Annotated in this window: 17 protein-coding genes and 1 tRNA gene; 6 read left to right on the top strand and 12 right to left on the bottom strand. The window is 70.7% G+C overall.

Annotation, left to right across the window (positions count from 1 at the left end):
- Positions 1-42 precede the first annotated feature (42 nt).
- Positions 43-846: a class I SAM-dependent methyltransferase gene (locus FHX74_RS03305; RefSeq protein ID WP_182558619.1), complete on the top strand. Its 804-nt coding sequence runs from the start codon at positions 43-45 to the stop codon at positions 844-846.
- Positions 847-1,239: 393 nt separating this feature from the next.
- Here FHX74_RS03305 and FHX74_RS03300 read toward each other — a convergent pair whose 3' ends face one another.
- From FHX74_RS03300 to rplJ, 4 genes are all read right to left on the bottom strand, one after another.
- On the bottom strand, positions 1,240-5,094 hold the full coding sequence (locus FHX74_RS03300) for a DNA-directed RNA polymerase subunit beta' (RefSeq protein WP_182558618.1): 3,855 nt from the start codon (positions 5,092-5,094) through the stop codon (positions 1,240-1,242).
- A 100-nt stretch (positions 5,095-5,194) separates the two neighbouring features.
- On the bottom strand, positions 5,195-8,695 hold the full coding sequence (rpoB, locus tag FHX74_RS03295) for a DNA-directed RNA polymerase subunit beta (RefSeq protein ID WP_182558617.1): 3,501 nt from the start codon (positions 8,693-8,695) through the stop codon (positions 5,195-5,197).
- A 505-nt stretch (positions 8,696-9,200) separates the two neighbouring features.
- Positions 9,201-9,596, bottom strand: coding sequence for a 50S ribosomal protein L7/L12 (gene rplL, locus FHX74_RS03290; protein WP_182558616.1), 396 nt, complete (start codon positions 9,594-9,596; stop codon positions 9,201-9,203).
- Between the two features lie 15 nt (positions 9,597-9,611).
- Positions 9,612-10,268, bottom strand: coding sequence for a 50S ribosomal protein L10 (gene rplJ, locus FHX74_RS03285; RefSeq protein ID WP_182558615.1), 657 nt, complete (start codon positions 10,266-10,268; stop codon positions 9,612-9,614).
- Positions 10,269-10,947: 679 nt separating this feature from the next.
- On the opposite strand from rplJ, the gene FHX74_RS19790 reads away from it, so the two are divergent.
- Together FHX74_RS19790 and FHX74_RS03275 are read left to right on the top strand one after the other, a co-directional pair.
- Positions 10,948-11,994 carry a C40 family peptidase gene (locus tag FHX74_RS19790; RefSeq protein WP_220483401.1) on the top strand — a complete coding sequence of 349 codons (1,047 nt, stop codon included), beginning with the start codon at positions 10,948-10,950 and terminating at the stop codon, positions 11,992-11,994.
- A gap of 118 nt (positions 11,995-12,112) precedes the next feature.
- Positions 12,113-12,607: a GNAT family N-acetyltransferase gene (locus tag FHX74_RS03275; protein WP_182558614.1), complete on the top strand. Its 495-nt coding sequence runs from the start codon at positions 12,113-12,115 to the stop codon at positions 12,605-12,607.
- On the opposite strand, the gene FHX74_RS03270 is transcribed toward FHX74_RS03275, so the two are convergent.
- Entirely contained in the window at positions 12,604-14,196 is a 1,593-nt protein-coding gene (locus FHX74_RS03270; protein WP_182558613.1) for a DHA2 family efflux MFS transporter permease subunit, read from the bottom strand. The genes FHX74_RS03275 and FHX74_RS03270 overlap by 4 nt on opposite strands.
- Positions 14,197-14,231: 35 nt before the next feature.
- Here FHX74_RS03270 and FHX74_RS03265 point away from each other — a divergent pair, with 35 nt between their 5' ends.
- Together FHX74_RS03265 and FHX74_RS03260 are read left to right on the top strand one after the other, a co-directional pair.
- Positions 14,232-14,843 carry a MarR family winged helix-turn-helix transcriptional regulator gene (locus FHX74_RS03265; RefSeq protein ID WP_182558612.1) on the top strand — a complete coding sequence of 204 codons (612 nt, stop codon included), beginning with the start codon at positions 14,232-14,234 and terminating at the stop codon, positions 14,841-14,843.
- Positions 14,840-16,201 carry an MFS transporter gene (locus FHX74_RS03260; protein WP_328823588.1) on the top strand — a complete coding sequence of 454 codons (1,362 nt, stop codon included), beginning with the start codon at positions 14,840-14,842 and terminating at the stop codon, positions 16,199-16,201. Before FHX74_RS03265 ends, FHX74_RS03260 begins: the two co-directional genes overlap by 4 nt.
- Before the next feature lie 104 nt (positions 16,202-16,305).
- On the opposite strand, the gene rplA is transcribed toward FHX74_RS03260, so the two are convergent.
- From rplA to FHX74_RS03230, 6 genes are all read right to left on the bottom strand, one after another.
- Positions 16,306-17,016, bottom strand: coding sequence for a 50S ribosomal protein L1 (gene rplA / locus FHX74_RS03255; protein WP_182558611.1), 711 nt, complete (start codon positions 17,014-17,016; stop codon positions 16,306-16,308).
- Positions 17,017-17,117: 101 nt separating this feature from the next.
- Complete coding sequence (rplK, locus tag FHX74_RS03250; protein ID WP_182558610.1) at positions 17,118-17,549, bottom strand: 50S ribosomal protein L11; 432 nt, start codon at positions 17,547-17,549, stop codon at positions 17,118-17,120.
- 58 nt (positions 17,550-17,607) lie between these two features.
- Positions 17,608-18,528 carry a transcription termination/antitermination protein NusG gene (gene nusG / locus FHX74_RS20910; RefSeq protein WP_407941460.1) on the bottom strand — a complete coding sequence of 307 codons (921 nt, stop codon included), beginning with the start codon at positions 18,526-18,528 and terminating at the stop codon, positions 17,608-17,610.
- Between the two features lie 246 nt (positions 18,529-18,774).
- Positions 18,775-19,368 carry a preprotein translocase subunit SecE gene (gene secE / locus FHX74_RS03240; protein WP_182558609.1) on the bottom strand — a complete coding sequence of 198 codons (594 nt, stop codon included), beginning with the start codon at positions 19,366-19,368 and terminating at the stop codon, positions 18,775-18,777.
- A 94-nt stretch (positions 19,369-19,462) separates the two neighbouring features.
- A tRNA-Trp gene (locus tag FHX74_RS03235) sits at positions 19,463-19,535 on the bottom strand.
- 112 nt (positions 19,536-19,647) lie between these two features.
- Positions 19,648-20,973, bottom strand: a complete 1,326-nt coding sequence (locus FHX74_RS03230; protein WP_182558608.1) for an aminotransferase class I/II-fold pyridoxal phosphate-dependent enzyme — start codon at positions 20,971-20,973, stop codon at positions 19,648-19,650.
- Positions 20,974-21,104: 131 nt separating this feature from the next.
- On the opposite strand from FHX74_RS03230, the gene FHX74_RS03225 reads away from it, so the two are divergent.
- Positions 21,105-22,661 (top strand): long-chain-fatty-acid--CoA ligase, encoded by a 1,557-nt coding sequence (locus FHX74_RS03225; protein ID WP_182558607.1) that lies wholly within the window; start codon positions 21,105-21,107, stop codon positions 22,659-22,661.
- 342 nt (positions 22,662-23,003) lie between these two features.
- On the opposite strand, the gene FHX74_RS03220 is transcribed toward FHX74_RS03225, so the two are convergent.
- Entirely contained in the window at positions 23,004-24,536 is a 1,533-nt protein-coding gene (locus tag FHX74_RS03220; protein ID WP_182558606.1) for an alpha-N-arabinofuranosidase, read from the bottom strand.
- Between the last annotated feature and the right edge of the window lie 21 nt (positions 24,537-24,557).

Here is a 24,557-nt window from a genome sequence, read left to right as displayed (position 1 = left end):
CGGCGCTGGCGGCGAGGGGCGGACCGGGACCAGGCTGGGGGCATGAGCCGCTGGTCGTGGGACCCCACGCTGTACGCCGGCAGCGCCGCGCACTACGCCCGCGGGCGCGCGCCCTATCCGGAGGAGCTGGCCACCGCCGTCGTCGACGGCGTCGGGCTGGGGGGTGGGGAACGACTGCTCGACGTCGGGTGCGGCCCGGGGTCGCTGACCCTGCTGCTCGCCCCGCACGTCGGGAGCGCGGTCGGACTGGATCCGGACCCCGGGATGCTCGCCGTTGCCTCCGCCGCAGCGACTGAGCGTGGCCTCGGCCGGGTGTCCTGGGTGCGGGCGCGGGCCGAGGACCTGCCCGCCGGTCTTGGTCCGGTCGACCTGGTCACCTTCGCCCAGTCGTTCCACTGGATGGAGCGCGACCGGGTGGCGGCCACGGTCCGGACGATGGTCCCCGACGGCGGTGCGCTGGTCCACGTCCACGCCTCCACCCACGGTGGTGACCCCGTGCCGGGTCGGCCGGCGCCGTCCTGGGACCGGATCACCGCGCTGGTCGAGCGCTACCTCGGCCCCGGGCTGCGGGCCGGTCGCGGCACCCGGCCGCCCGGTGCCGGCGGCGACGAACCCGAGGTCTACGGTCGCGCCGGGTTCACCCACCAGCGCCGCCTCGAGGTCCCCGGCGCCCGGATCACCCGGGACCCGGCCACCGTCCTCGACGCCGTCCACTCGCTGTCGTACGCGGCCCCGCACCTCTTCGGCGACCGGCTGGCCGCCTTCGACGCCGACCTGCTGGCCCTGATCGGCCCCGACCCGCTGACCGAACAGCTCCCGGCGATCGAGGTCGACGTCTACCGCTGAGAAACCCGCACTCGATCGCGCGCCACGCCGTGCGGGGTGCCGGAACGCCCGTCGAGTGCGGCTTTCTCAGCGCGGGTGCGCACTTCGACAGGCCTAGCGCGCGGCACCGCGAGCAGGAGGAGCGTGGGGGCTCCGGGGTCGATGCGCGAGCGTGGATGGGTCTGGCCGTCGACCGAGCCTGCGAGGGAGACTGGTTGCGAGCGCGTCGACCCCGGAGCCCGCGCGCGACGGACGGATCCACCGCTCCCCGAGCCCGCTTCGACAGGCTCAGCGCACGTCACTCCTAGCCCGCGCCTCGACAGGCTCGGCGCAGGTGCCCGGAGACGCCGAAGGGCGGGCCCGGCCGAAGCCGGACCCGCCCTCCGCGAGCCTCTGCAGGCAGCGAGCGCTACCTCAGCGGTAGTCGCCCATGTCGAACTCCTCCAGCGGGACGGCCGCGCCCGAGCCGGTGCCGAAGTCGTAGTCGAACGGGTCGTAGCCGACCATCGAGTACGCCTGCGCCTTCGCCTCCGCGGTGGGCTCCACCCGGATGTTGCGGTAGCGCTCCAGGCCGGTGCCGGCCGGGATCAGCTTGCCGAGGATGACGTTCTCCTTCAGACCGACCAGGCTGTCGGACTTGCCGTGGATCGCCGCGTCGGTGAGCACCTTGGTGGTCTCCTGGAAGGAGGCCGCCGACAGCCACGACTCGGTCGCGAGCGAGGCCTTGGTGATGCCCATCAGCACCGGACGACCGGAGGCGGGGGTCCCGCCCTCGGCGACGACCTGACGGTTGGCCGCCTCGTAGGAGAGCCGGTCCACCAGGTCGCCGGCCAGCAGCTCGCTGTCGCCCGACTCGATCACGGTCACCCGGCGGAGCATCTGCCGGATGATGATCTCGATGTGCTTGTCGTGGATCGGCGCACCCTGGGTCCGGTAGACCGACTGCACCTCGTCGACCAGGTGCTCCTGCACCCGGCGGACGCCGAGCACGCGGAGCACGTCCTGCGGGTCCGGGGTACCGGCGGTCAGCTGCTGACCGACCTGCACCCGGTCGCCGTCCTCGACCAGCAGCCGCGCACGACGGCTGACCGAGTACTCGGTCGGCTCGGAACCGTCGTCGGGGATGACGACGATCTTCTTGCTGCGGTCGCTGTCCTCGACCTCGACCCGACCGGTCGCCTCGGCGATCGGCGCCTTGCCCTTGGGCTGACGGGCCTCGAACAGCTCGACCACACGCGGCAGACCCTGGGTGATGTCGTCACCGGCCACACCACCGGTGTGGAAGGTCCGCATCGTCAGCTGGGTGCCGGGCTCACCGATCGACTGCGCGGCCACGATGCCCACGGCCTCGCCGACGTCGACCAGCTTGCCGGTGGCCAGCGACCGGCCGTAGCACATGGCGCAGGTCCCGGTGACCGCCTCACAGGTGAGGACGGAGCGCACCTTGACCTGGGTCACGCCGTTGTCGACCAGCAGCTTGATGTTGACGTCGCCCAGGTCGACCCCGGCCGGCACCAGCACCTCGCCGTCCGGGCCGACCACGTCGGTGGCCAGCGTCCGGGCGTAGACCGCGGTCTCGACGTGCTCGTCGACGACCAACTGCCCGTTCTCCTCGACCGCGATGGTCTTGGTCAGGCCGCGCTCGGTGCCGCAGTCCTCCTCGCGGATGATCACGTCCTGGCTGACGTCGACCAGACGCCGGGTCAGGTAGCCCGAGTCGGCGGTCCGCAACGCGGTGTCGGCCTGGCCCTTCCGCCCACCGTGGGTGGAGATGAAGTACTCACCGACGGTGAGCCCCTCGCGGAAGTTCGACTTGATCGGACGGGCGATGATCTCGCCCTTCGGGTTGACCACCAGACCCCGCATGGCCGCGATCTGGCGCATCTGCACCATGTTCCCGCGGGCCCCGGAGTGGACCATCATGTAGATGGGGTTGGTCTTGGAGAAGGACTCCTCCATCGCCTGGCCGAGCCGGCTGGTGGCGTCGGTCCAGATCTCGATGAGCTCCTGACGCCGCTCGTCCTCGGTGATCAGACCGCGCTCGTACTGCGTGTCGATCTTCGCGGCCCGCGACTCGTAGCCCGCCAGGATCTCGGCCTTGTCGGCCGGGGTGGTGACGTCGCCGATGGACACGGTCACGCCCGACCGGGTGGCCCAGTGGAAACCGAGGTCCTTGAGCGCGTCCAGGCAGTGCGCCACCTCGACCTTCGGGTAGCGCTCGGCCAGGTCGTTGACGATCTGGCCCAGCTGCTTCTTGCCCACCTCGTAGTCGGCGTACGGGTAGTCCGCCGGCAGCGCCTCGTTGAACAGGGCGCGACCGAGGGTGGTCTCGAGCAGCACCGACCCGTCGGCCGACGCGGTCGCCCCGGCCGGCGGCACGACGTCGGTCAGCCGGATCCGGATCCGCGACTGCACGCTCAGCTCGCCGCGGTCGTGGGCCATCAGCGCCTCGGCCACCGAACCGAAGGCACGACCCTCGCCGGCAGCACCGTCGCGCTGCATGGTCAGGTAGTAGTGCCCGATGATCATGTCCTGGGTGGGCATGGTCACCGGACGGCCGTCGGCCGGCTTGAGGATGTTGTTGGTGCTCAGCATCAGGATCCGGGCCTCGGCCTGCGCCTCCGCGCTCAGCGGCAGGTGCACGGCCATCTGGTCACCGTCGAAGTCCGCGTTGAACGCGGTGCAGACGAGCGGGTGGATCTGGATGGCCTTGCCCTCGATGAGCTGCGGCTCGAACGCCTGGATGCCCAGCCGGTGCAGGGTCGGGGCCCGGTTCAGCAGCACCGGGTGCTCGCTGATGACCTCTTCCAGCACGTCCCAGACGACCGGGCGCTGACGCTCGACCATCCGCTTGGCGGACTTGATGTTCTGCGCGTGGTTGAGGTCGTCGAGCCGCTTCATCACGAACGGCTTGAACAGCTCGAGCGCCATCGCCTTGGGCAGACCGCACTGGTGCAGCTTGAGCTGCGGGCCGACCACGATGACCGAACGGCCGGAGTAGTCGACGCGCTTGCCGAGCAGGTTCTGGCGGAACCGGCCCTGCTTGCCCTTGAGCATGTCCGAGATCGACTTCAGCGGCCGGTTGCCGGGGCCGGTGACCGGACGCCCGCGGCGGCCGTTGTCGAACAGCGAGTCGACCGCCTCCTGGAGCATCCGCTTCTCGTTGTTGACGATGATCTCGGGCGCGCCGAGGTCGAGCAGCCGCTTGAGCCGGTTGTTCCGGTTGATCACGCGGCGGTACAGGTCGTTCAGGTCGGAGGTCGCGAACCGGCCACCGTCGAGCTGCACCATCGGGCGCAGGTCCGGCGGGATGACCGGGACGCAGTCGAGCACCATGCCCTCGGGGCTGTTCTTGGTGCTCAGGAACGCCGAGACCACCTTGAGCCGCTTGAGCGCGCGGGTCTTCCGCTGGCCCTTGCCGGTCTGGATGATCTCGCGCAGGTTCGCCGACTCGGCCTCGAGGTCGAAGTCCTGCAGCCGCTTCTGGATCGCGGCGGCACCCATCGAGCCCTCGAAGTACTTGCCGAACCGGTTCTTCATCTCCCGGTAGAGGATCTCGTCGCCTTCGAGGTCCTGGACCGACAGGTTCTTGAACCGGTTCCAGACCGCGTCGAGACGGTCGAGCTCGCGCTGGGCGCGGTCGCGCAACTGCTTGACCTCGCGCTCGGCGCCCTCGCGGACCTTGCGCTTGGCGTCGGCCTTGGCGCCCTCGGCCTCCAAGGCCGCGGTGTCCTCCTCGAGCTTCTTCATCCGGGTCTCGATGTCGGAGTCCCGGCGACCCTCGATCTGCTTGCGCTCGACGTCGACCTTGGCCTCCAGCGAGGACAGGTCGCGGTGACGCGCCTCCTCGTCGACCGAGGTGATCATGTACGCGGCGAAGTAGATGACCTTCTCGAGGTCCTTCGGCGCGATGTCCAGCAGGTAGCCGAGCCGGCTCGGGACACCCTTGAAGTACCAGATGTGGGTGACCGGCGCGGCGAGCTCAATGTGGCCCATCCGCTCACGGCGCACCTTGCTCCGGGTCACCTCGACGCCACAGCGCTCGCAGATGATGCCCTTGAAGCGGACCCGCTTGTACTTGCCGCAGTAGCACTCCCAGTCCCGGGTGGGACCGAAGATCTTCTCGCAGAACAGACCGTCGCGCTCCGGCTTGAGCGTGCGGTAGTTGATCGTCTCCGGCTTCTTGACCTCGCCGTAGCTCCACTCGCGGATCTCGTCGGCGGTGGCCAGACCGATCCGGATGGTGTCGAAGAAGTTCACGTCGAGCACGTTGTCTCTTTTCCTTCGTCTGTCTCAGTTCGCGCTATTGGCTCGTGACTGTCGTCCGGCGCCGGCCGCTCCCGGTGGGGTGCGGCCGGCGCCCGCGACGTCAGACTTCTTCGACGCCCAGCGACTCGCCGGGCCGGCGGGAGAGGTCGATGCCGAACTCGTCCGAGGCGCGGTAGTTGTCGTCGTCGGAGTCACGGAGCTCGACCTCGGTGCCGTCGGAGCTCAGCACCTCGACGTTCAGGCAGAGGCTCTTCATCTCCTTGACCAGCACCTTGAACGACTCCGGGATGCCGGGCTCGGGGATGTTCTCGCCCTTGACGATCGCCTCGTAGACCTTCACCCGGCCGGGGATGTCGTCGGACTTGATCGTCAGCAGCTCCTGCAGGGCCCAGGCGGCGCCGTAGGCCTCGAGGGCCCACACCTCCATCTCGCCGAACCGCTGACCACCGAACTGCGCCTTACCGCCCAGCGGCTGCTGGGTGATCATCGAGTACGGACCGGTGGAGCGGGCGTGGATCTTGTCGTCCACCAGGTGGTGCAGCTTCAGCATGTAGATGTAGCCGACACCCACCGGCTCGGGGAACGGCTCGCCGGAGCGGCCGTCGAAGAGCCGCGCCTTGCCGTCACCGTTGACCAGCTGCTGACCGTCGCGGGTCGGCAGGCCGTAGGTGAGCAGACCGGTGATCTCCTCCTCGGTGGCACCGTCGAACACCGGCGTGGCCAGGTTCTTGTTGCCCTCGACCCGACCGAGGTCGAGACCCCGGAGCCGGTCGGCCCACTCGCCCTGGGCCTTCTCGACGCCCTCGACGGCCCCGTCGAGGTCCCAGCCGTTCTTGGCCACCCACCCGAGGTGGGTCTCCAGCACCTGGCCGACGTTCATCCGGCTCGGCACGCCGAGCGGGTTGAGCACGATGTCGACCGGGGTGCCGTCCTCCATGAACGGCATGTCCTCGACCGGGAGGATCTTGCTGATCACACCCTTGTTGCCGTGCCGGCCGGCGAGCTTGTCGCCGTCGGAGATCTTCCGCTTCTGGGCCACGTAGACGCGGACCAGCTGGTTGACGCCCGGGCTCAGCTCGTCGTCGGACTCGCGGTCGAAGACCCGGACGCCGATGACGGTGCCGGACTCGCCGTGCGGGACCTTGAGCGAGGTGTCGCGGACCTCGCGCGCCTTCTCACCGAAGATCGCGCGGAGCAGCCGCTCCTCCGGGGTCAGCTCGGTCTCGCCCTTCGGGGTGACCTTGCCGACCAGGATGTCGCCGGTGCCGACCTCGGCACCGATCCGGATGATGCCGCGCTCGTCGAGGTCGGCGAGCATCTCCTCGCTGACGTTCGGGATGTCGCGGGTGATCTCCTCGGCACCGAGCTTGGTGTCGCGGGCATCGACCTCGTGCTCCTCGATGTGGATCGAGGTGAGGACGTCGTCCTGGACCAGCCGCTGGCTGAGGATGATCGCGTCCTCGTAGTTGTGGCCCTCCCACGGCATGAACGCGACCAGCAGGTTGCGCCCCAGCGCCATCTCGGCGCCGTCGGTGCAGGGACCGTCGGCCAGCGGAGTGCCGGCCTCGACCCGCTGCCCCGCGGCGACCAGCGGACGCTGGTTGATGCAGGTGCCCTGGTTCGAGCGACGGAACTTGGCCAGCCGGTAGGTGGTGTAGGTGCCCTCGTCCTCGGCGATCTCGATGAGGTCGGCGGTCACCGACTGCACCACGCCCGGCTTCTTGGCCACGGTCACGTCACCGGCGTCGACCGCACCGCGGTACTCCATGCCGGTGCCGACGAACGGCGCCTCCGACCGGAGCAGCGGCACCGCCTGGCGCTGCATGTTCGAGCCCATCAGCGCCCGGGAGGCGTCGTCGTGCTCGAGGAACGGGATCAGCGCGGTGGCCACCGAGACCATCTGCCGCGGGCTGACGTCCATGTAGTCGACGTCGACGCTCGGCACCTCGTCGGTCTCGCCGTGGCGCTTGCGGACCAGCACCCGCTCGTCGACGAACCGCTTGTTCTCGTCGAGCCGCGCGTTGGCCTGCGCGATGACGAACCGGTCCTCCTCGTCGGCGGTCAGGTAGTCGATCTGGTCGGTGACCTGGCCGTTCTCGGCCTTGCGGTACGGGGTCTCGACGAAACCGAAGGCGTTGACCCGCGCGAAGCTGGCCAGCGACCCGATCAGGCCGATGTTCGGGCCCTCCGGGGTCTCGATCGGGCACATCCGGCCGTAGTGGCTGGTGTGGACGTCGCGGACCTCCATGCCGGCGCGGTCCCGGGACAGACCGCCCGGACCCAACGCCGAGAGCCGCCGCTTGTGGGTCAGCCCGGCGACCGGGTTGGTCTGGTCCATGAACTGGCTGAGCTGGCTGGTCCCGAAGAACTCGCGCAGCGCGGCCACCACTGGCCGGACGTTGATCAGGGTCTGCGGCGTGATCGCCTCGACGTCCTGGGTGGTCATCCGGTCGCGCACGACGCGCTCCATCCGGCCGAGACCGGTGCGGAGCTGGTTCTGGATCAGCTCACCCACGGTGCGGAGCCGGCGGTTGCCGAAGTGGTCGATGTCGTCCTCTTCGACCACGAGCTCGCCGCGCGGGCTGTCCAGGGTGGCCTTGCCCTCGTGCAGCGCCACCACGAAGCGGATCGCGGCGACGATGTCCTCGATGGTCAGCACCTGCTGGTCGAACGGCTGCTCGAGACCCAGCTTCTTGTTGATCTTGTACCGACCGACCTTGGCCAGGTCGTAGCGCTTCGGGTTGAAGTAGTAGTTCTCCAGCAGCGCCTGCGCGGCCTCGCGCGTGGGCGGCTCGCCCGGGCGCAGCTTGCGGTAGATGTCGAGCAGCGCCTCGTCCTGGGTGGAGGTGTGGTCCTTCTCCAGGGTCAGCCGGATCGACTCGTAGTCGCCGAACTCCTCGAGGATCTGCGCGTCGGTCCAGCCGAGCGCCTTGAGCAGCACGGTGACGTTCTGCTTGCGCTTGCGGTCGAGACGGACGCCGACCATGTCGCGCTTGTCGATCTCGAACTCGAGCCAGGCACCCCGGGACGGGATGATCTTGCAGGTGAAGATGTCCTTGTCGGACGTCTTGTCAGGGGTCTGCTCGAAGTAGACGCCCGGGCTGCGGACCAACTGGCTCACCACGACGCGCTCGGTGCCGTTGATGACGAAGGTGCCCTTGTCGGTCATCAGCGGGAAGTCGCCCATGAAGACGGTCTGGCTCTTGATCTCGCCGGTCTCGTTGTTCATGAACTCGGCGGTGACGAACAGCGACGCGGCGTAGGTGACGTCGCGCTCCTTGCACTCGTCCACGGAGTTCTTCGGCGGCTCGAAGCGGTGGTCGCGGAAGGACAGCGACATCGTCTGGGAGAAGTCCTCGATCGGGCTGATCTCCTCGAAGATCTCCTCGAGCCCGGACTTCGTGTTGACGTCGGTACGGCCCTGCGCGAGGGCCTCGTCGACGCGGTGCCGCCAGACGTCGTTGCCGATCAGCCAGTCGAAGCTGTCGATCTGCAGATCCAGCAGATCGGGGACCTCGAGCGGCTCATCGATCTTCGCGAAGGAGATACGACCGGTGGCAGAAACAACAGGATTCTTTGTGGCGGTGCGCGAGGCGGCCAAGAGTGGTCCTTCCGAGGGCTCGCTTGATGTAGACGTCTGAGCTGGTCGTGGTTGGCGTGGTGTTCTGTTGTGTCGCCCCGCGCTTCTGACGACGCCGCCCGGCAGCCGGAGACCGGGGCTTCCCGATCTCAGCGCATGGCGAACGACCCGAGTCAAGTCGAAACGGGTCGGCAAATGCGAGGAGCAAACCTCGACGATAGTGGGCTGAGCAGGAGAAGTCAAGCCCTGAGGGCGGGCGACGCCGCCACCAACCGGGAGAGCCCCGGGGCTGACCAGGATGATACCTGGTCACCGGGGCGGTGCAAGCACCGTTCGACGAAGCCGCACCGGTCCCGGCGCCGGGTCCTCAGCCGCCTCTCCGCAGCCGCCCCGTCGGCAGCCCGCGAGGCCGGACGCCGGGCCCGGACGCGCGAACGGCGGGCCCCCGGGCGACCCGGGAGCCCGCCGTCCGACGGGTGGTGCTGCGGTCCGTCCGGACCGCGGTGCCCTCGACCGAGGGCCAGGCTCACTTGATGGTGACCTTGGCGCCGGCGGCCTCGAGGGCCTCCTTGGCCTTGTTCGCGGCCTCCTTGGTGACCTTCTCCAGGACCGGCTTCGGCGCGGCCTCGACCAGGTCCTTGGCCTCCTTGAGGCCGAGGCTGGTGAGGGTGCGCACCTCCTTGATGACCTGGATCTTCTTGTCGCCCGCGGCGTCGAGGATGACGTCGACCTCGTCGCTCGCCTCCTCCTCCTCGGCGGCGGCACCGCCACCGGCGCCACCGGCGGCCGGAGCGGCGACGGCCACCGGGGCGGCCGCGGTCACACCGAAGGTGTCCTCGAACTGCTTCACGAACTCGCTGAGCTCGATCAGCGTCATCTCCTTGAACGAATCCAGGAGCTCTTCCGTGCTGAGCTTCGCCATGGTCGGCGTCCTTCCTTAGTTCTCGTCCGACGCGGCACCCGCGTCGGCAGTCTCGGTCGTGCTGGTCTCGCCCTCGGCGGCCGGTGCCGCCTCGGTCTCGCTCGCCTCCGGCGCGGCGGCGGCCGGGGTCTCGCCGGCGCCCCCGATCAGGCTCGGGTTCTCGGTGCTCGCCTGCTGCAGGGCGCCGAGCGCCCGGGCAGCCTGCGCCAGCGGCGCGGCGAACAGCGAGACGGCGTTCTGCAGGCTGGCCTGCAGCGCACCGGCCATCTTGGCCAGCAGCACCTCGCGCGACTCGAGGTCAGCAAGCTTCCTGACCTCGTCCGAGCTGAGGACGTTGCCGTCCAGGATCCCGCCCTTGATCACCAGAAGCGGATTCGCCTTGGCGAAGTCACGCAGCCCCTTCGCGACGACGACCGGGTCACCGTCGATGAAGGCGATCGCCGTCGGGCCGACCAGGTGCTCGTCGATCCCGTCGATACCGGCCTGCTTGGCCGCGATCTGGGTCAGCGTGTTCTTCGACACGGCGTAGGTGGCGTCGTCACCCAGTGAGCGGCGCAGTTCCTTCAGCGCTTTCACGGTGAGTCCGCGGTACTCGGTCAGCACCGCGCCGTTCGAGTTGGCGAAACGGTTCGTCAGCTCGGCGACGGTGGCTGCCTTGTCAGGCCTCGCCATGGGTCTCCTTCCACTTCTCGTCGTGCCGCGTCCCGGTGGACGCCCGACGCGAGGTGGAGAACCCCGGACAAACGAAAAGCCCCGGTGCGCAGGGCAACCCGGGGCGATCGGACTCCTGGACGGACGTCCTGCTCCTCACCAGTCGTCTCCGACTGACGGTCACCTGCGCGGGCCCTCCGGAACGGAGTCTTCGGATCGAGTCGATCGACCAGCGGTCTTCGGCAGTCGCCCACAGTACCGGCTGCGGGCACCCGGGACGAAATCGCGCGGCCTCGCGGAGCCGTTCCGGCGCTTTCCCCCGTCCGCCCCCGGTCCGTCCCGGCCCGGGCCGGGACGCGGTCCATAGCCCTCGCATGAGAAAGGGATGAGAGAATCGAGCCCGCGACGGCGCGGCCCGCGCACTGCCCCCACACATTCTGCGGTCGAGGGACCCGGATGTGGTGCGGCCAGGGTCACTGGCACGTGCCACTCAGGGTCTCCCGGGATCGCAACCTGAAAAACCCCGAAATTTGCTCTCATGGTCTCGAATGGATAACGTGCGCGAGCGCCACCAGGGCGCAGCACCAATCGAGCGTTGCGGAACGGTCGGACCGACGCGGGGACAGCGGCCCCGGAGCGAGGAACCCCTCGCGGTCGTCGCGGTCAGGACTGGCGCACACTGACGAGGGGAACCCAGTCCATGAGTCGCGGACTCGACCAGCAGAACCCGAAGACCCCCGGCCGGGCCGCCGTCGCGCGCCGTGCCGAGGGCACCACCGTCCGGCGCAGCGAGAGCCGCCCGCGCCACAGCCTCACCCCGGTCGTCGAGCCGGTGGGCGCCGGCGTGATCGGCAAGGCCGCGATGGGCGTCACCGCCGGTGTCGCGCTGACCGCCGGCCTCACCGTCGGCGGCCCGGTCACCCAGACCGCCTCCGCCGCCACCTGCAAGGCGCCGAGCTCGGTCGCCACGGTCAGCGCGAGCGGCAAGAGCTCCGCCGCCCGCGCTGCAGCCTGCTACCTCAAGAGCGCCGGCTACTCGGCCAGCGTCAACGGCGTCAAGGGCTTTCAGCGTTCGCGCTCGATGGCCCAGACCGGCAAGGTCGACGGGCACACCTGGTCCGCGCTGTTGACCCGCGGCTCGACCCCCACCCTCAAGCTCGGTGCCAAGGGCGCCGCGGTGGTCCGGCTCCAGCTCGGCCTCCGCGGTCTCGGCCACCGGATCGCCGCCGACGGCACCTTCGACGCCGACACCAAGGCCGCGGTCAAGAAGCTCCAGCGGAACCAGCACTGGACCACCAGCGGTGTCGCCGGTGCCGGCACCTGGAACGTCCTCCAGCACGGCGGCAAGTTCGTCACCAAGAAGGTGAGCTACAGCGCGCACAAGTCGAGCTCGTCGTCGAGCAAGGGCGAGCGGGCCCTGGCCTACGCCAAGAAGCAGCTCGGCGACCCCTACCGCTTCGGCGCCGACGGCCCCAGCTCGTTCGACTGCTCGGGCCTGACCCTGGCCGCCTGGAAGTCGGTGGGCGTCAACCTGCCGCACAACTCGGTCACGCAGTACTACCACGGCAAGCACGTGTCGAAGAGCCAGCTGAAGCCGGGCGACCTGGTCTTCTTCTACTCCGGTCGCAGCCACGTCGCCATCTACGCCGGCGGCGGCAAGGTCATCCACGCGCCGCGCCCGGGCTCGACGGTCAGCTACATCAAGATGAGCTACATGCCGTTCGCCGGGGCCGTCCGGCCGAGCTGAGCCGCACCCCCTCCGCAGCACCCCGACAGACCCTCCGGCCAGCGGCCGGAGGGTCTGTCGTCTCCCGGGCGCCCGTCGCCGAACAGCCCGAGGACGCTCACGCCCTACCGTGGGCGGCATGACGGTACGATCGGCGCGGGCCGACGACGTGGGGCTGATCCGGGAGCTGGTCGTCGAGCTGGCCGACTACGAGCAGGCGGCCGACCAGGTCCGCACCAGCGTCGACGACCTGCACCGGGCGCTGTTCGGTGAGCAGCCCCGGGTGCACGCGCTGATCGCCGAGGACGGATACGGCACGCCGGTCGGCTTCGCGCTGTGGTTCCTGACCTTCTCCACCTGGGAGGGGGTCCACGGCATCTACCTCGAGGACCTCTACGTCCGTCCGGCCGCCCGGGGCCAGGGCCTCGGCCGCGCTCTGCTCGCCGAGCTGGCCGGGATCGCCGTCGCCCGCGGGTACGCCCGGGTCGACTGGCAGGTGCTGGCCTGGAACACCCCGGCGATCGAGGTCTACCGCGCCCTCGGCGGGACGGCGATGGAGGACTGGCTCCCCTACCGGCTGACCGGCGAGCCGCTGGCCCGGCTGGCGGCCACCCGCACCGGCGTGACCGGCTAGCCGCGCCGGTCGGACTGCGCGGCGGGTGGTGACGGCCGGCTCGGCGCCTCCGCGTACGGCGGCGGACCCGAGACCGCACAGTGGGTGCGGCGGTGCGCGGGGACGTCGTCGGGACCGGCCCCACCCGGCGGCGGGCCGGCCGACGGCACCCGCCTCGGGAGCAGGAGGGCCGAGACGGCCGTGGCCACCACCAGCAGACCGGCCCCGATCAGCATGCTGACCGTGTAGCCGCGGTCGAAGGCGACCGGGTCCGGCTCCCCGGCGCGGGAGAGCGCCGACAGCCCCGCCACCGCCGGCACCACGGCGACGGCGAGCAGCCCGGCGGACCGGGCGACCGCGTTGTTGATCCCGGACGCGGCTCCCGCAGCGGAGATCGGCGCGGCGCCGAGCACGGCGGCGGTGAGCGGGGCGACCAGCGCGGACAGCCCGAGTCCGAGCAGCGCGACCGCCGGGAGCACCGTGGCGAGATAGCCCGTGAGCCCCGTGCCGGAGCCCACCCGGAGCGCGGCCAGGAAGCCGGCCGCGGCGACGAGGGCACCCGCGGCCATCAGCGGGCGCGGCCCGGTGCGGTCGGCCAGCCCGCCGAACCGGGAGGACAGCACCAGCATCAGCACCGTGGCGGGCAGCATCGAGAGCCCGGCAGCCAGCGGCGGGTAGCCACCGACGACCTGGAGCTGGAGAACGAGCAGGAAGAAGAACACCGACAGCGCGCCGTAGACGAACAGCGTGACCAGGTTGGTCACCGCGAAGGTGCGGTCGGCGAACAGCTCGAGCCGGACCAGCGGCTCGGCGGTGCGCCGCTCGACCAGCACGAAGCCCGCGCCGGCCGCCAGCCCGACCACGAGCCCGAGCACGGGGCCGGTCCCCCAGCCCTCGCTGCCCGAGGCGGTCAGCGCCCAGGTGAGCGCCCCGAGGGCCAGCGCGACCAGGATGACGCCCGGGAGGTCGAGCCGCCGGTGGCCGGCCGGCCGGTTCGACGGCGTCCCGCGGGACTCCGGCACGTGCCGGACGGCCGCCCAGACCACGAACGCGGCCAGGGGCACGTTGATCAGGAACACCCAGCGCCAGTCGATCCCGGTCAGCCAGCCGCCCAGCAGCGGCCCGAGCGCGCTGGCCACGCCGCCGAGCCCGGACCAGGCCCCGACCGCGCGGGACCGGTCGCCGGGGGCGAACTCGGCCGAGATGATGGCCAGGCTCCCCGGGGTCAGCAGCGCCGCACCGATCCCCTGGAGCGCGCGGGCGGCGATCAGCACCTCGACGCTCGGGGCGGCCGCGCACAGCACCGAGGCGACGGTGAACCAGACGGCACCGATGACGAACACCCGGCGCCGCCCGTAACGGTCGCCGAGCACGCCACCAAGCAGGATCAGCGCGGCCAGGGTGAGGGTGTAGCCGTTGGTGATCCACTGCAGGGCGCTGAACCCGGCGCCGAACTCGGCGCCGATCCGGGCCAGCGCGACGTTGACCACCGTCCCGTCGAGCATCGCCATCCCGGATCCGGCGACGGTGGCCGCCAGCACCCACCGGCCGGTGGCGCTGCGGAACCGCAGGCCGGTCCCCTCCGGAGCGGGCGGCAGGGGCTCGGTCATCCCGCCATCCTGGCAGTCCGGTCGATCCCACCGGCTTGAGCCGATCCATAATGGCAATATATAGTTACAGCATGCAGTCAGTCGGTCACTCCACCGCCCTGGACCCGGGTACCAGCGCCGCGGTCGTCGACGGTCTCGACGAGCTGGTCCGTTTCGTGGTCCGGCACACCGCGGCCCACTCGACGATGAGCATCTCGGCCCTCAGCACCCTCGGCTCGCTGGCCGAGTGCGGCGCCCTGCGGATCACCGAGCTCGCCGTCCGCGAGGGCGTCAGCCAGCCGTCGATGACCACGATGGTCAACCGGCTCGAACGTCTCGGCCTGGTCGACCGCCGCCCGGACCCGCGCGACGCGCGAGGCACCCTGATCGAGATCACCCCGGCCGGACGCGAGGTGCGCCGTCGGCGCCGTGCCGGCCGCGCCGCCTTCCTGGGCACCCTGGTCGACCGGCTCGACCCCGACGAGGTCGAGCAGCTGGCCCGGGTGGCCCCGCTGCTGGCCCGGCTGGCCGACCGCGACGGGCTCCCGGACGCGGTCGCCGCCGCCCGCGAGGCCGGCGGTGACGACCCGCCCGCCGGGTCCGGCCGACGCCTCGACGCCACCCCGCTCAGCCCCACCCGCACGACGACAGAGGACGAGAACTCGTGAGCACCGTCTCCGACCACCACACCACCCACCAGCCGCGGCACGCCCTGGTTCCCGACCCGGAGACCGTCGGACCGGCCACCGGCCGACGCCGGGGCGGGCTGCTCGACCAGCCGACCTCGGTCTGGGCGGTCGCCTTCGCCTGCGTGGTGTCCTTCATGGGCATCGGCCTGGTCGACCCGATCCTGCCCACCATGGCCAGCCAGCTGGACGCCACCCCGGCGCAGATCTCGCTGCTGTTCACCAGCTATCTGCTGGTCACCTCGGTGGCCATGCTGATCACCGGCTGGGTGTCCAGCCGGATCGGGGCCAAGAAGACCCTGATCACCGGGCTGGTCATCATCGTGGTCTTCAGCGCCCTCGCCGGGCTGTCCAGCGGCGTCAGCGGCATCATCGGCTTCCGGGCCGGCTGGGGCCTCGGCAACGCCCTGTTCATCGCCACCTCGCTGGCCGTCATCGTCGGCGCGGCCAGCGGCGGGTTCGAGGGCGCGATCATCCTCTACGAGGCCGCCCTCGGCCTGGGCATCGCGCTCGGCCCGCTGGTCGGCGGTCTGCTCGGCGGGATCAGCTGGCGCGGCCCGTTCTTCGGGGTGGCCACCCTGATGGCCATCGCGCTGGTCCTGGTCACCACGCTGCTGCAGCCGACCCCGCCGCCGGCCGAGAAGGCGCGGATCAGCGCCCCGCTCAAGGCGCTGCGCTACCGCGGCCTGCTGACCGTCTCGCTGACCGCGCTGCTCTACAACTGGGGCTTCTTCACGATCCTGGGTTACGCGCCGTACCCGATGAAGGTCGGCGTCCACCAGCTCGGGTTCGTCTTCTTCGGCTGGGGCGTGCTGGTGGCGATCTTCGCGGTGTTCGTCGCGCCGCGGGCGCAGAAGGCGATCGGGACCGCCCGCTCGCTCTACCTGACGCTGTTCCTGATGTCGATCGACGTTGCCGCGATCGCCGTGTTCGTCCAGACCCCGTGGGTGGTGATGCTCTGCGTCATCCTCAGCGGCGCGTTCATCGGCATGAACAACACCCTGGTCACCGCCACGGTGATGCTGGTCGCCCCGGTCCCCCGGCCGACCGCCTCGGCCGCGTACAGCTTCGTCCGGTTCATCGGCGGTGGCATCGCCCCGTTCGTCGCCGGCCTGCTGGCCGCCCGCTACGGCGACGCGCTGCCGTTCGCGATCGGCGGTGCGGCGGTGTTCGCCGGGATGCTGGTGGCGATGACCGCGCACCGGCTGATCAGCGGCGCGAACGCGGGCAACGACCAGGAGGTCACCGAGGAACTCGAGGAGGTCACCGAGGAACTCGAGGAGGTCACCGAGGAGCTCGAGGAGAACCACGCACCGGCGACCGAGGCGGTCCGCGCCTGAGGCATCCGCTCGCCACGCGCAGAAACGCCGACGGCCCGGGAAGCGGATGCTTCCCGGGCCGTCGGCGTCTGTGCGGGGTGCGACTGGCGGCGTGAGGTCGGACCTCAGGCGGGCTGCTCGGCCTCGGCGCGGAACTTGGTCGGGTCGACCTGCACACCCGGCCCCATCGTGGAGGAGATGGTGATCTTCCGCATGTAGCGGCCCTTCGAGGCGCTCGGCTTGAGCCGCTGCACCTCGTCGAGCGCCGCGAAGTAGTTCTGCTGCAGCTGCTCGTCGGTGAAGGACGCCTTGCCGATGATGAAGTGCAGGTTCGCGTGCCGGTCGACCCGGAACTCGATCTTGCCGCCCTTGATGTCGGTGACCGCCTTGGCCACGTCCATCGTCACGGTGCCGGTCTTGGGGTTCGGCATCAGGCCGCGCGGCCCGAGCACCCGACCGAGCCGGCCGATCTTGCCCATCATGTCCGGGGTGGCGACCACGGCGTCGAAGTCGAGGTAGCCGCCCTGGATCTTTTCGACCAGGTCGTCGGAACCGACCTCGTCGGCCCCGGCGTCGAGGGCCTGCTGCGCGCGGTCACCGGTGGCGAAGACGAGGACCCGTGCCGTCTTGCCGGTGCCGTTGGGCAGGTTGACCGTGCCGCGGACCATCTGGTCGGCCTTGCGCGGATCGACGCCGAGCCGGATGGCCACGTCGAGGGTCTCGTCGAACTTCGCCGACGCGTTCGCCTTGACGATGCCCACCGCCTCGGCGGGGGTGTGGAGCTTGTCGGCGTCGACCTTCTCGGCCGCCGCCCGGTAGGACTTGCTGCGCTTCATGTCTGGTTCCTCTCTCGACCCCGGGGGGTCACCAGGTGTGGTCCGGGCCGCGCCGGCCCTGCCACGGGTGTGCTGTGTGGTGTGACGCGCTGGTCAGCGGGTCACTTGTCGACGGTGACGCCCATCGACCGGGCGGTGCCCTCGACGATCTTCATCGCGCCCTCGACGTCGTTGGCGTTGAGGTCGGGCAGCTTGGTGGTGGCGATCTCGCGGACCTGGGCGGCGGTGATCCGACCGACCTTGTCCTTGAGCGGGTTGCCCGCACCCTTGCTGATCCCCGCGGCCGCCTTGATCAGCTCGGCCGCCGGCGGCGTCTTGGTGACGAAGGTGAAGCTGCGGTCCTCGTAGATGGTGATCTCGACCGGGATCACCTGCCCGCGCTGCGCCTCGGTGGCCGCGTTGTAGGCCTTGCAGAACTCCATGATGTTGACGCCGTGCGGGCCGAGCGCGGTACCGACCGGCGGAGCCGGAGTGGCGGCACCGGCCTTGAGCGCGACCTTGACCAGGGCCGCGACCTTCTTCTTGGGTGGCATTGTTTCGGGTCCTTACTGTGTGGTTCCGCCCCGCGTTCGGCGCGCGGGACTCGTGCGGTCAGACCTTCTGGATCTGCGGGAAGGTCAGGTCGACCGGGGTCTCCCGGCCGAGGATCTCGACCAGCGCCTTGAGCCGCTGGCTGTTGGTGTTGATCTCGGTGATGGTGGCGTGCACGCCCGCGAACGGGCCGTCGACCACCATGACCGAGTCTCCGGGGGCGAAGTCGGCGACCTCGACCTTCTTCTTGCGCCGGGTCGTCCCGCCCTCCTTGCCGGCGGCGACCTTGGCGATCACGGCCGGGGCGAGCATCTTCTCGACCTCGTCGAGGCTCAGCGGCACCGGCTGGTTGGAGTGGCCGACGAAGCCGGTGACCGACGGCGTGTGCCGCACGGTCGACCAGGACTCGTCGGTGAGGTCCATCCGGACCAGCACGTAGCCGGGGAGCACCGTCCGCCGGACCTGCTTGCGCTGGCCGTTGCGGATCTCGGTGACCTCCTCGGTGGGGACCACGATCTCGTAGATGAAGTCCTCCATGTTGAGCGAGGACACCCGGTTCTCGAGGTTCTGCAGCACCCGGTTCTCCATCCCGGAGTAGGTGTGCACCACGTACCAGTCGCCGAACTTGCTCCGCAGCTCGGTGCGGAAGGCCTCGAGCGCGTCGGCCTCGGCGGTGTCGGCCTCGGCGTCCTCCTCGTCCTCGTCCTCCTCCGGCTCGGCGTCGAAGTCGAGGTTGATACCGCCCTCGTCCTCCTCGGCCTCCGGCTCGGTGCGGCTGGTGAAGTCGAGGTCGATGTCGACGTCGTCCTCGGTGTCCCGCGAGCTGTAGGAGCCGCTGCCGAGGTCGATCTCGAAGTCGCGCTCGGGCTCGTCGGCCTGCGCGGCCGGGGCGGCGGAGTCGCCCTCGTCGCCGCGGAGCTGGTCGCGGATCGCGTCGAGGTCGATCTCCGGCTCGGCGGCCGCGTCGTCCTCGGCACCCACCGCGTGCGCGTAGTCGTGCTCCTGGACCGCGCCGGCGGTCACGTCGGCCGGCTCGGTGTGCACCTCGGTCACCCGGTCCTCTGCCTCGTCACCACGCGGCGCGTCGGCGGCCGGTGCGTTCTCAGACACTCGTCATCTCCACTGTCGTCCGGAGCGCCGGCAGGCGCTCGCTGCGTTCGAAATCTTCCAGGGCGTCATCGGCGCCACCCGGACCGGCCGGAGCCGGTCGGCGTCGTGTGCTCCGGCCTACCCGAAGATCTTCACGATCGCCCACCCGAAGCCCAGGTCGAGCAGGTAGACGAAGGCCACGATGACGAGGACGAAGACCAGCACCACGACGAAGTAGTTGCCGAGCTGCGAGCCGGTCGGGTAGACGACCTTGCGCAGCTCGCCGACCGCCTCCTTGGTGAAGGAGACCGGGGTGGTCCGCTTGCGCTTCTCCACCTCGCGCTTCTGCCGAGGGGTCGCCTTGTCCTTCTTGCCGCGGGCCTTGCCGGCGCCGCCGTCCTCGGTGCGGGCGGTGTCGCCCTCCGCGGACGCCGACCGGGTGCGGCCCGCCGGAGCGGCCCCCACGCTGACCAGGTCGTCCCCCGAGTCGTCCCCGGAGCCGTCGTCGGGGTCGCTCGCGTCGGCGTCGCGGACCCGGCCGTCACCGGTGTCATCGGCCCCGCTGTCGTCGGCCTGGAGCAGCTGCTCGAGCTCCTCCACGGTCGGCTCGCGCGCGTCGTCGGGCGCCACGTGCTCGGCGAGGGCCTCCTCGTCGGAGCGGTCGGTCGGCTGCTCGGGCTGGTGAGCAGGCGTCGACTCGTCCGCCGACTCCCGCTCGTCCCTGTCTGCCACGCTGACCTTTCCTGTCACCTCGGTCGAGACCGGCTGTGCTGCATCCCGTCTCGCTCGTCGAACTCCGGCCCGGACGGCACCCGTCCGGTTCCTGCAGGGCAAGAGGGACTTGAACCCCCAACCTTCGGTTTTGGAGACCGATGCTCTGCCAGTTGAGCTATTGCCCTTCGGTGCCACTCCTGCGGCCGCCCGAGCCCGGATCGCGGGCGCGGCCCAGCCGTGGTGGTGCCACCAAGCATTCGATTGTACGCAGACGACCCACCTGCGTCGAACCGACCGTCACCGGGAGGTCGAGCCGACGACCTCCTCGCGGTCGCTGCCGGCGTCCTGACCGTCGCCCGCCAGCCGGGCCTCGACCGCAGCCAGCAGCACGCAGGTGGCCAGCCCGTCGATCGCCGCGGCGACCTGGTCGAGCGGCGGGAAGGTCGGGGCGATCCGGATGTTCCGGTCCCGCGGGTCCCGGCCGTAGGGGAACGCCGAGCCGGCCGGCGTCATCGCGATCCCGGCCTCCTTGCACAGCGCCACCACCCGGGTGGCGGTGTGGTCGGCCACGTCGAGACTGATGAAGTAGCCGCCCTCGGGCTCGGTCCAGTGGGCCACCCCGTGCTCACCGAGCCGCTCCGACAGCACCCGGTCGACCACCGCGAACTTCTCCGCGATCAGGCCGCGGTGCCGGCGCATCAGCGACCGGACGCCCTCGGCGTCGCCGAAGAAGAGCACGTGGCGCAGCTGGTTGATCTTGTCCGGGCCGATGGTGCGCTTGCCCAGGTGGGCCAGGTACCAGTCGAGGTTGGCCTTCGAGGCGGCGAAGAAGGCCACCCCGCCGCCGGCGAAGGTGATCTTCGAGGTCGACGCGTACCCGAACACCCGGTCCGGGTGGCCGGCCTCGGCGGCCAGCCCGAGCACGTCGACCGGGGTGATCTCCCGGTCGGTCAGGTGGTGCAGCGCGTAGGCGTTGTCCCAGAGGATCCGGAAGTCGGGTGCCGCGGTGGGCATCGAGACCAGGGCCCGGACCACCTCCGGGGTGTAGACGGCGCCGGTCGGGTTGGCGTAGGTCGGGACGGCCCACAGCCCCTTGACGCTGGGGTCGTCGGCCACCAGGCGGGCGATCTCGTCGACGTCCGGGCCGTCCGGGCCGATGCCGACCGGCACCATCCGGATGCCCAGGCTGTCGGTCAGCGCGAAGTGCCGGTCGTAGCCCGGGGTCGGGCACAGGAAGGTGACCGGCTGGTCCTTCCACGGCCGCTCGGCGCCGACCGGGCCATGCAGCAGGCTGAACACGAGGCTGTCGTGCATCACCGCGAGGCTCGAGTTGTTGGCCGCGACCAGCAGGCCGGGGTCGAGGTTGAGCAGCTCGCCGAAGATGGCCCGCAGCTCGGGCAGCCCGGTGAGCCCGCCGTAGTTGCGCAGGTCGGTGCCCGCGGCGTCGCGGTAGACCCCGGGGCCTGGGAGCTCGAGCAGCCCGTTGCTCAGGTCGAGCTGCTGCGCGCTCGGCTTGCCGCGGGTCAGGTCGAGGCTCAGACCCCGGCCGCGGAGCTCGTCGTAGCCGGCCCGGAGCGAGCCGTGCAGCTCGGTCAGCTGGTCGCGGGAGAGTTCGGAGAGCACGGGGCCAGCGTAACGGGACCGACCCGGCGGCCGAACTGCCGAACAGCCCGCTGCCAGGGGCCGGACGGGCGCGCCGGGTCGGCGCGCGCGACCGGCTGACAGGGGGTGGAACGGGGTTCTACCCTCGGGCCATGACACTGTCGTCTGCCCGGCCCACCGATCCCGAGATCGAGGATGCTGCGGCCACAGCGCCCGCTTCGGCCAACATCGCCGAGTGGCTGCGCGGCCACGCCGCCGACCTCGCCGACCACCCCGCGATCCGCCAGGGCGACGTGACGCTGAGCTATGCCGCGCTCGACGCGGCCGCGGCACGCGCCGCCGGGCTGCTGGTGGCGCACGGGATCCGGGCCGGCGACCGGGTGGCGGTGATCATCCCCAACGTCGTGCACTTCCCGATCGTCTACTACGCCGCGCTCCGTCTCGGCGCGATCGTGGTGCCGATGAACCCGCTGCTCAAGGCGGGCGAGATCGCCTACACCTGGCGGGACTCCGGAGCGAAGGTCGCGGTGGTCTTCGGGATGTTCGCCGAGGAGGCGGCCAAGGCGGCGGCCGACACCGGGACCGACGTGATCGTCATCGACCCGGCCACCTTCGAGGCCGAGCTCGGCCGGCAGGAGCCGGTCACCGTGGTCGAGCCGCGGTCCGACGACGACACCGCGGTGATCCTCTACACCTCGGGCACCACCGGCCAGCCCAAGGGCGCCGAGCTGACCCACGCCAACCTCAGCAGCAACGTCCGGACCAACGTCGAGACGCTGATGACCACCGCGCCGGGCGACGTCCTGTTCGGCGGGCTGCCGTTGTTCCACGTCTTCGGCCAGACCTGTGGGCTCAACTCGGCGGTCTTCGCCGGCGCCTGCCTGACGCTGCTGCCGAAGTTCGACGGCGAGGAGGCGCTGCGGATCGTCGAGCGCGACCGGGTGACGGTCTTCCTCGGCGTGCCGACGATGTACATCGCGCTGCTGCACGTGCCCGACCCGCAGCGGTTCGACACCTCGAGCCTGAAGATCTGCGCCTCCGGCGGGGCCTCGCTGCCGGTCGAGGTGCTGCACGGGATCGAGAAGACCTTCGACGTGCTGCTGCTCGAGGGCTACGGGCTCAGCGAGACCTCGCCGGTGGCCTCCTTCAACCACCCGGACCGGCCGACCAAGGCCGGCTCGATCGGGGTGCCGGTGCGCGGGGTGGAGATGCGGGTCGTCGACGCCGAGGACCACGAGGTCCCCGACGGCGAGATCGGCGAGATCGTAATCCGGGGCGAGAACGTGATGAAGGGCTACTGGGGCCGACCCGAGGCGACCGCGGAGGCGATCCGCGACGGCTGGTTCCACAGCGGCGACCTGGCCCGGCGCGACGAGGACGGCTTCTTCTTCATCGTCGACCGCAAGAAGGACATGATCATCCGCAACGGCTTCAACGTGTACCCCCGCGAGGTCGAGGAGGTGCTCTACGCGCACCCCGACGTGGTCGAGGCGGCGGTGCTGGGCATCCCGCACCCGGTGCACGGCGAGGAGATCGCCGCGCTGGTCACCCTGCGTCCCGGCGCCGCGGTCACCGAGGACGAGATCCGTGACTACGTCCGGGACCGGATCGCCGCCTACAAGTACCCGCGGGTGGTGCGCTTCGGCGAGCTGCCCAAGGGCCCGACCGGCAAGATCCTCAAGCGCGCCATCGAGATCCGCGAGAGCTGAGCCCCGCGCGCATCCCTGCGCTGAGCTGGTCCCAGCCTCCGTGCGCTGAGCTTGTCGAAGCGCGCTCTTCCCGCCCTTCGACAGGCTCAGGGCGCCGTAGCTGGGGCGCACCGTGCGCTGAGCTTGTCGAAGCGCATCCGTGCGCTGAGCCTGTCGAAGCGCGCCCCTACCTGCCCTTCGACAGGCTCAGGGCACCGGGTGGGTCGACTCAGGGCACCGTGGATGGGGACGCCCTTCGACAGGCTCAGGGCACCGTGGGCGAGCAAGCGCATCCGTGCGCTGAGCTTGTCGAAGCGCGCCCTACCCGCCCTTCGACAGGCTCAGGGCACGGGGGTGGGGTGGTCAGGCCAGGGTCAGGGAGACGGTGGCGAAGGAGTGGGCGGGCAGGGTGACCCGCAGCCCGCGGGGATCGTCGGTGACCGTGGTCAGCTCGGTGGGGGCGACGGCGTCGGGCTGCTCGGCGGTGTTGTGGGTCTGCAGGGTCGGCGCGGTGAGCACCCGGGCCGTGTGACCGGCGACCGCGCCGCCGCGGACGTCGAGGACCAGCTCGAGCTCGCGGTCTGCGTCGAGGTTGCTGACCGACACCAGGGCGGTGCCGTCCTTGCGGCTGGCCGACAGCGAGACCAGGTCGAGGCTGCCCTCCCCCACCGGGCGGGCGTCCGGGCCCTCGACCAGCGCGGTCCGCAGCCGGGTGGCGTCGTGGTGGCCGCGGTTCATCGCGAACACGTGGAAGGTCGGCGTCCGGACCAGGGCGTTGGTCGCGGGGTCGGTGAGCAGCATCGCCTGGAGCACGTTGACCGTCTGCGCGATGTTGGCCATCACCACCCGCTCGGCGTGGGCGTGGAAGATGTCGAAGTGCAGCCCGGCGACCAGGGCGTCGCGCAGGGTGTTCTGCTGGTACAGGAAACCCGGGTTGGTGCCGGGCTCGACGTCCCACCAGGTGCCCCACTCGTCGACCACCAGACCGACCTGGCGGCCGGGGTCGTAGCAGTCCATGATCGAGCTGTGCCGGGTGATCAGCTCGTCCATCCGGGCGGCCCTGACCAGCGTGGCGTAGTAGTCGTCGGTGTCGAACGCGGTGGCGCTGCCCTTGTGCTCCCAGCTGCCGAGCACCGTGTACATGTGCAGCGCGATGGCCTGGAAGTAGCCGCGCGGGTTCCGTGAGCAGCCGAGCGTCCCGACCGCCTTCATCAGCGTCTCGGTCCAGTGGTAGTCGTCCTGGTCGGGACCGACGGCGATCTTGTACAGCCGGTTGTCGCCGTGGTCGCGGCAGTAGGTCGCGTACTGGCGGGCCAGGTCGGCGTAGGCCTCGGCGCGCTGGTTGCCGCCGCACCCCCAGGACTCGTTGCCCAGCCCCCAGAACGGCACCCGCCAGGGATCCTCGCGGCCGTTGGCGCGGCGGGCCCGGACCATCGGGCTGTCGCCGTCGCGGGTCAGGTACTCCACCCACTCGCTCATCTCGGCGACCGTCCCGCTGCCCAGGTTGCCGGTGATGTAGGGATCGGCGCCCAACAGCTCGCAGAGCGCCATGAACTCGTGGGTGCCGAAGTGGTTGTTCTCCTCGACGTCACCCCAGTGGGTGTTGATCATGCGGGGCCGGTCCTGCTTCGGACCGACGCCGTCCTTCCAGTGGTACTCGTCGGCGAAGCAGCCGCCCGGCCACCGCAGGTTGGGGATGCCGAGCTCGCGGAGCGCCTCCACCACGTCGAGCCGGATCCCGTCCTGGTTGGGGATCTCGGACTCCGGGCCGACGTAGAAGCCGCCGTAGATGCAGCCGCCCAGGTGCTCGGCGAAGTGCCCGTAGAGGTGCCTGCTGAGCACCGGCCCGGGGACGTCGAGGTCGAGGACGGCGCGGGCGGTGGCGGGAGCGCTCATGGCGGGGACGCTATGCCATGG

This window comes from Microlunatus kandeliicorticis (genome assembly GCF_014137855.1).
Classification (GTDB): Bacteria; Actinomycetota; Actinomycetes; order Propionibacteriales; family Propionibacteriaceae; genus Microlunatus; species Microlunatus kandeliicorticis.
This window is presented reverse-complemented; position numbering and strand designations above follow the sequence as displayed.

Coding starts and splice junctions, on each gene's coding strand:
- FHX74_RS03305 (WP_182558619.1), top strand. CDS start 43: ATGAGCCGCTGGTCGTGGGACCCCACGCTGTACGCCGGCAGCGCCGCG.
- rplL (WP_182558616.1), bottom strand. CDS start 9,596: ATGGCGAAGCTCAGCACGGAAGAGCTCCTGGATTCGTTCAAGGAGATG.
- rplJ (WP_182558615.1), bottom strand. CDS start 10,268: ATGGCGAGGCCTGACAAGGCAGCCACCGTCGCCGAGCTGACGAACCGT.
- FHX74_RS19790 (WP_220483401.1), top strand. CDS start 10,948: ATGAGTCGCGGACTCGACCAGCAGAACCCGAAGACCCCCGGCCGGGCC.
- FHX74_RS03275 (WP_182558614.1), top strand. CDS start 12,113: ATGACGGTACGATCGGCGCGGGCCGACGACGTGGGGCTGATCCGGGAG.
- FHX74_RS03270 (WP_182558613.1), bottom strand. CDS start 14,196: ATGACCGAGCCCCTGCCGCCCGCTCCGGAGGGGACCGGCCTGCGGTTC.
- rplA (WP_182558611.1), bottom strand. CDS start 17,016: ATGAAGCGCAGCAAGTCCTACCGGGCGGCGGCCGAGAAGGTCGACGCC.
- rplK (WP_182558610.1), bottom strand. CDS start 17,549: ATGCCACCCAAGAAGAAGGTCGCGGCCCTGGTCAAGGTCGCGCTCAAG.
- FHX74_RS03225 (WP_182558607.1), top strand. CDS start 21,105: ATGACACTGTCGTCTGCCCGGCCCACCGATCCCGAGATCGAGGATGCT.
- FHX74_RS03220 (WP_182558606.1), bottom strand. CDS start 24,536: ATGAGCGCTCCCGCCACCGCCCGCGCCGTCCTCGACCTCGACGTCCCC.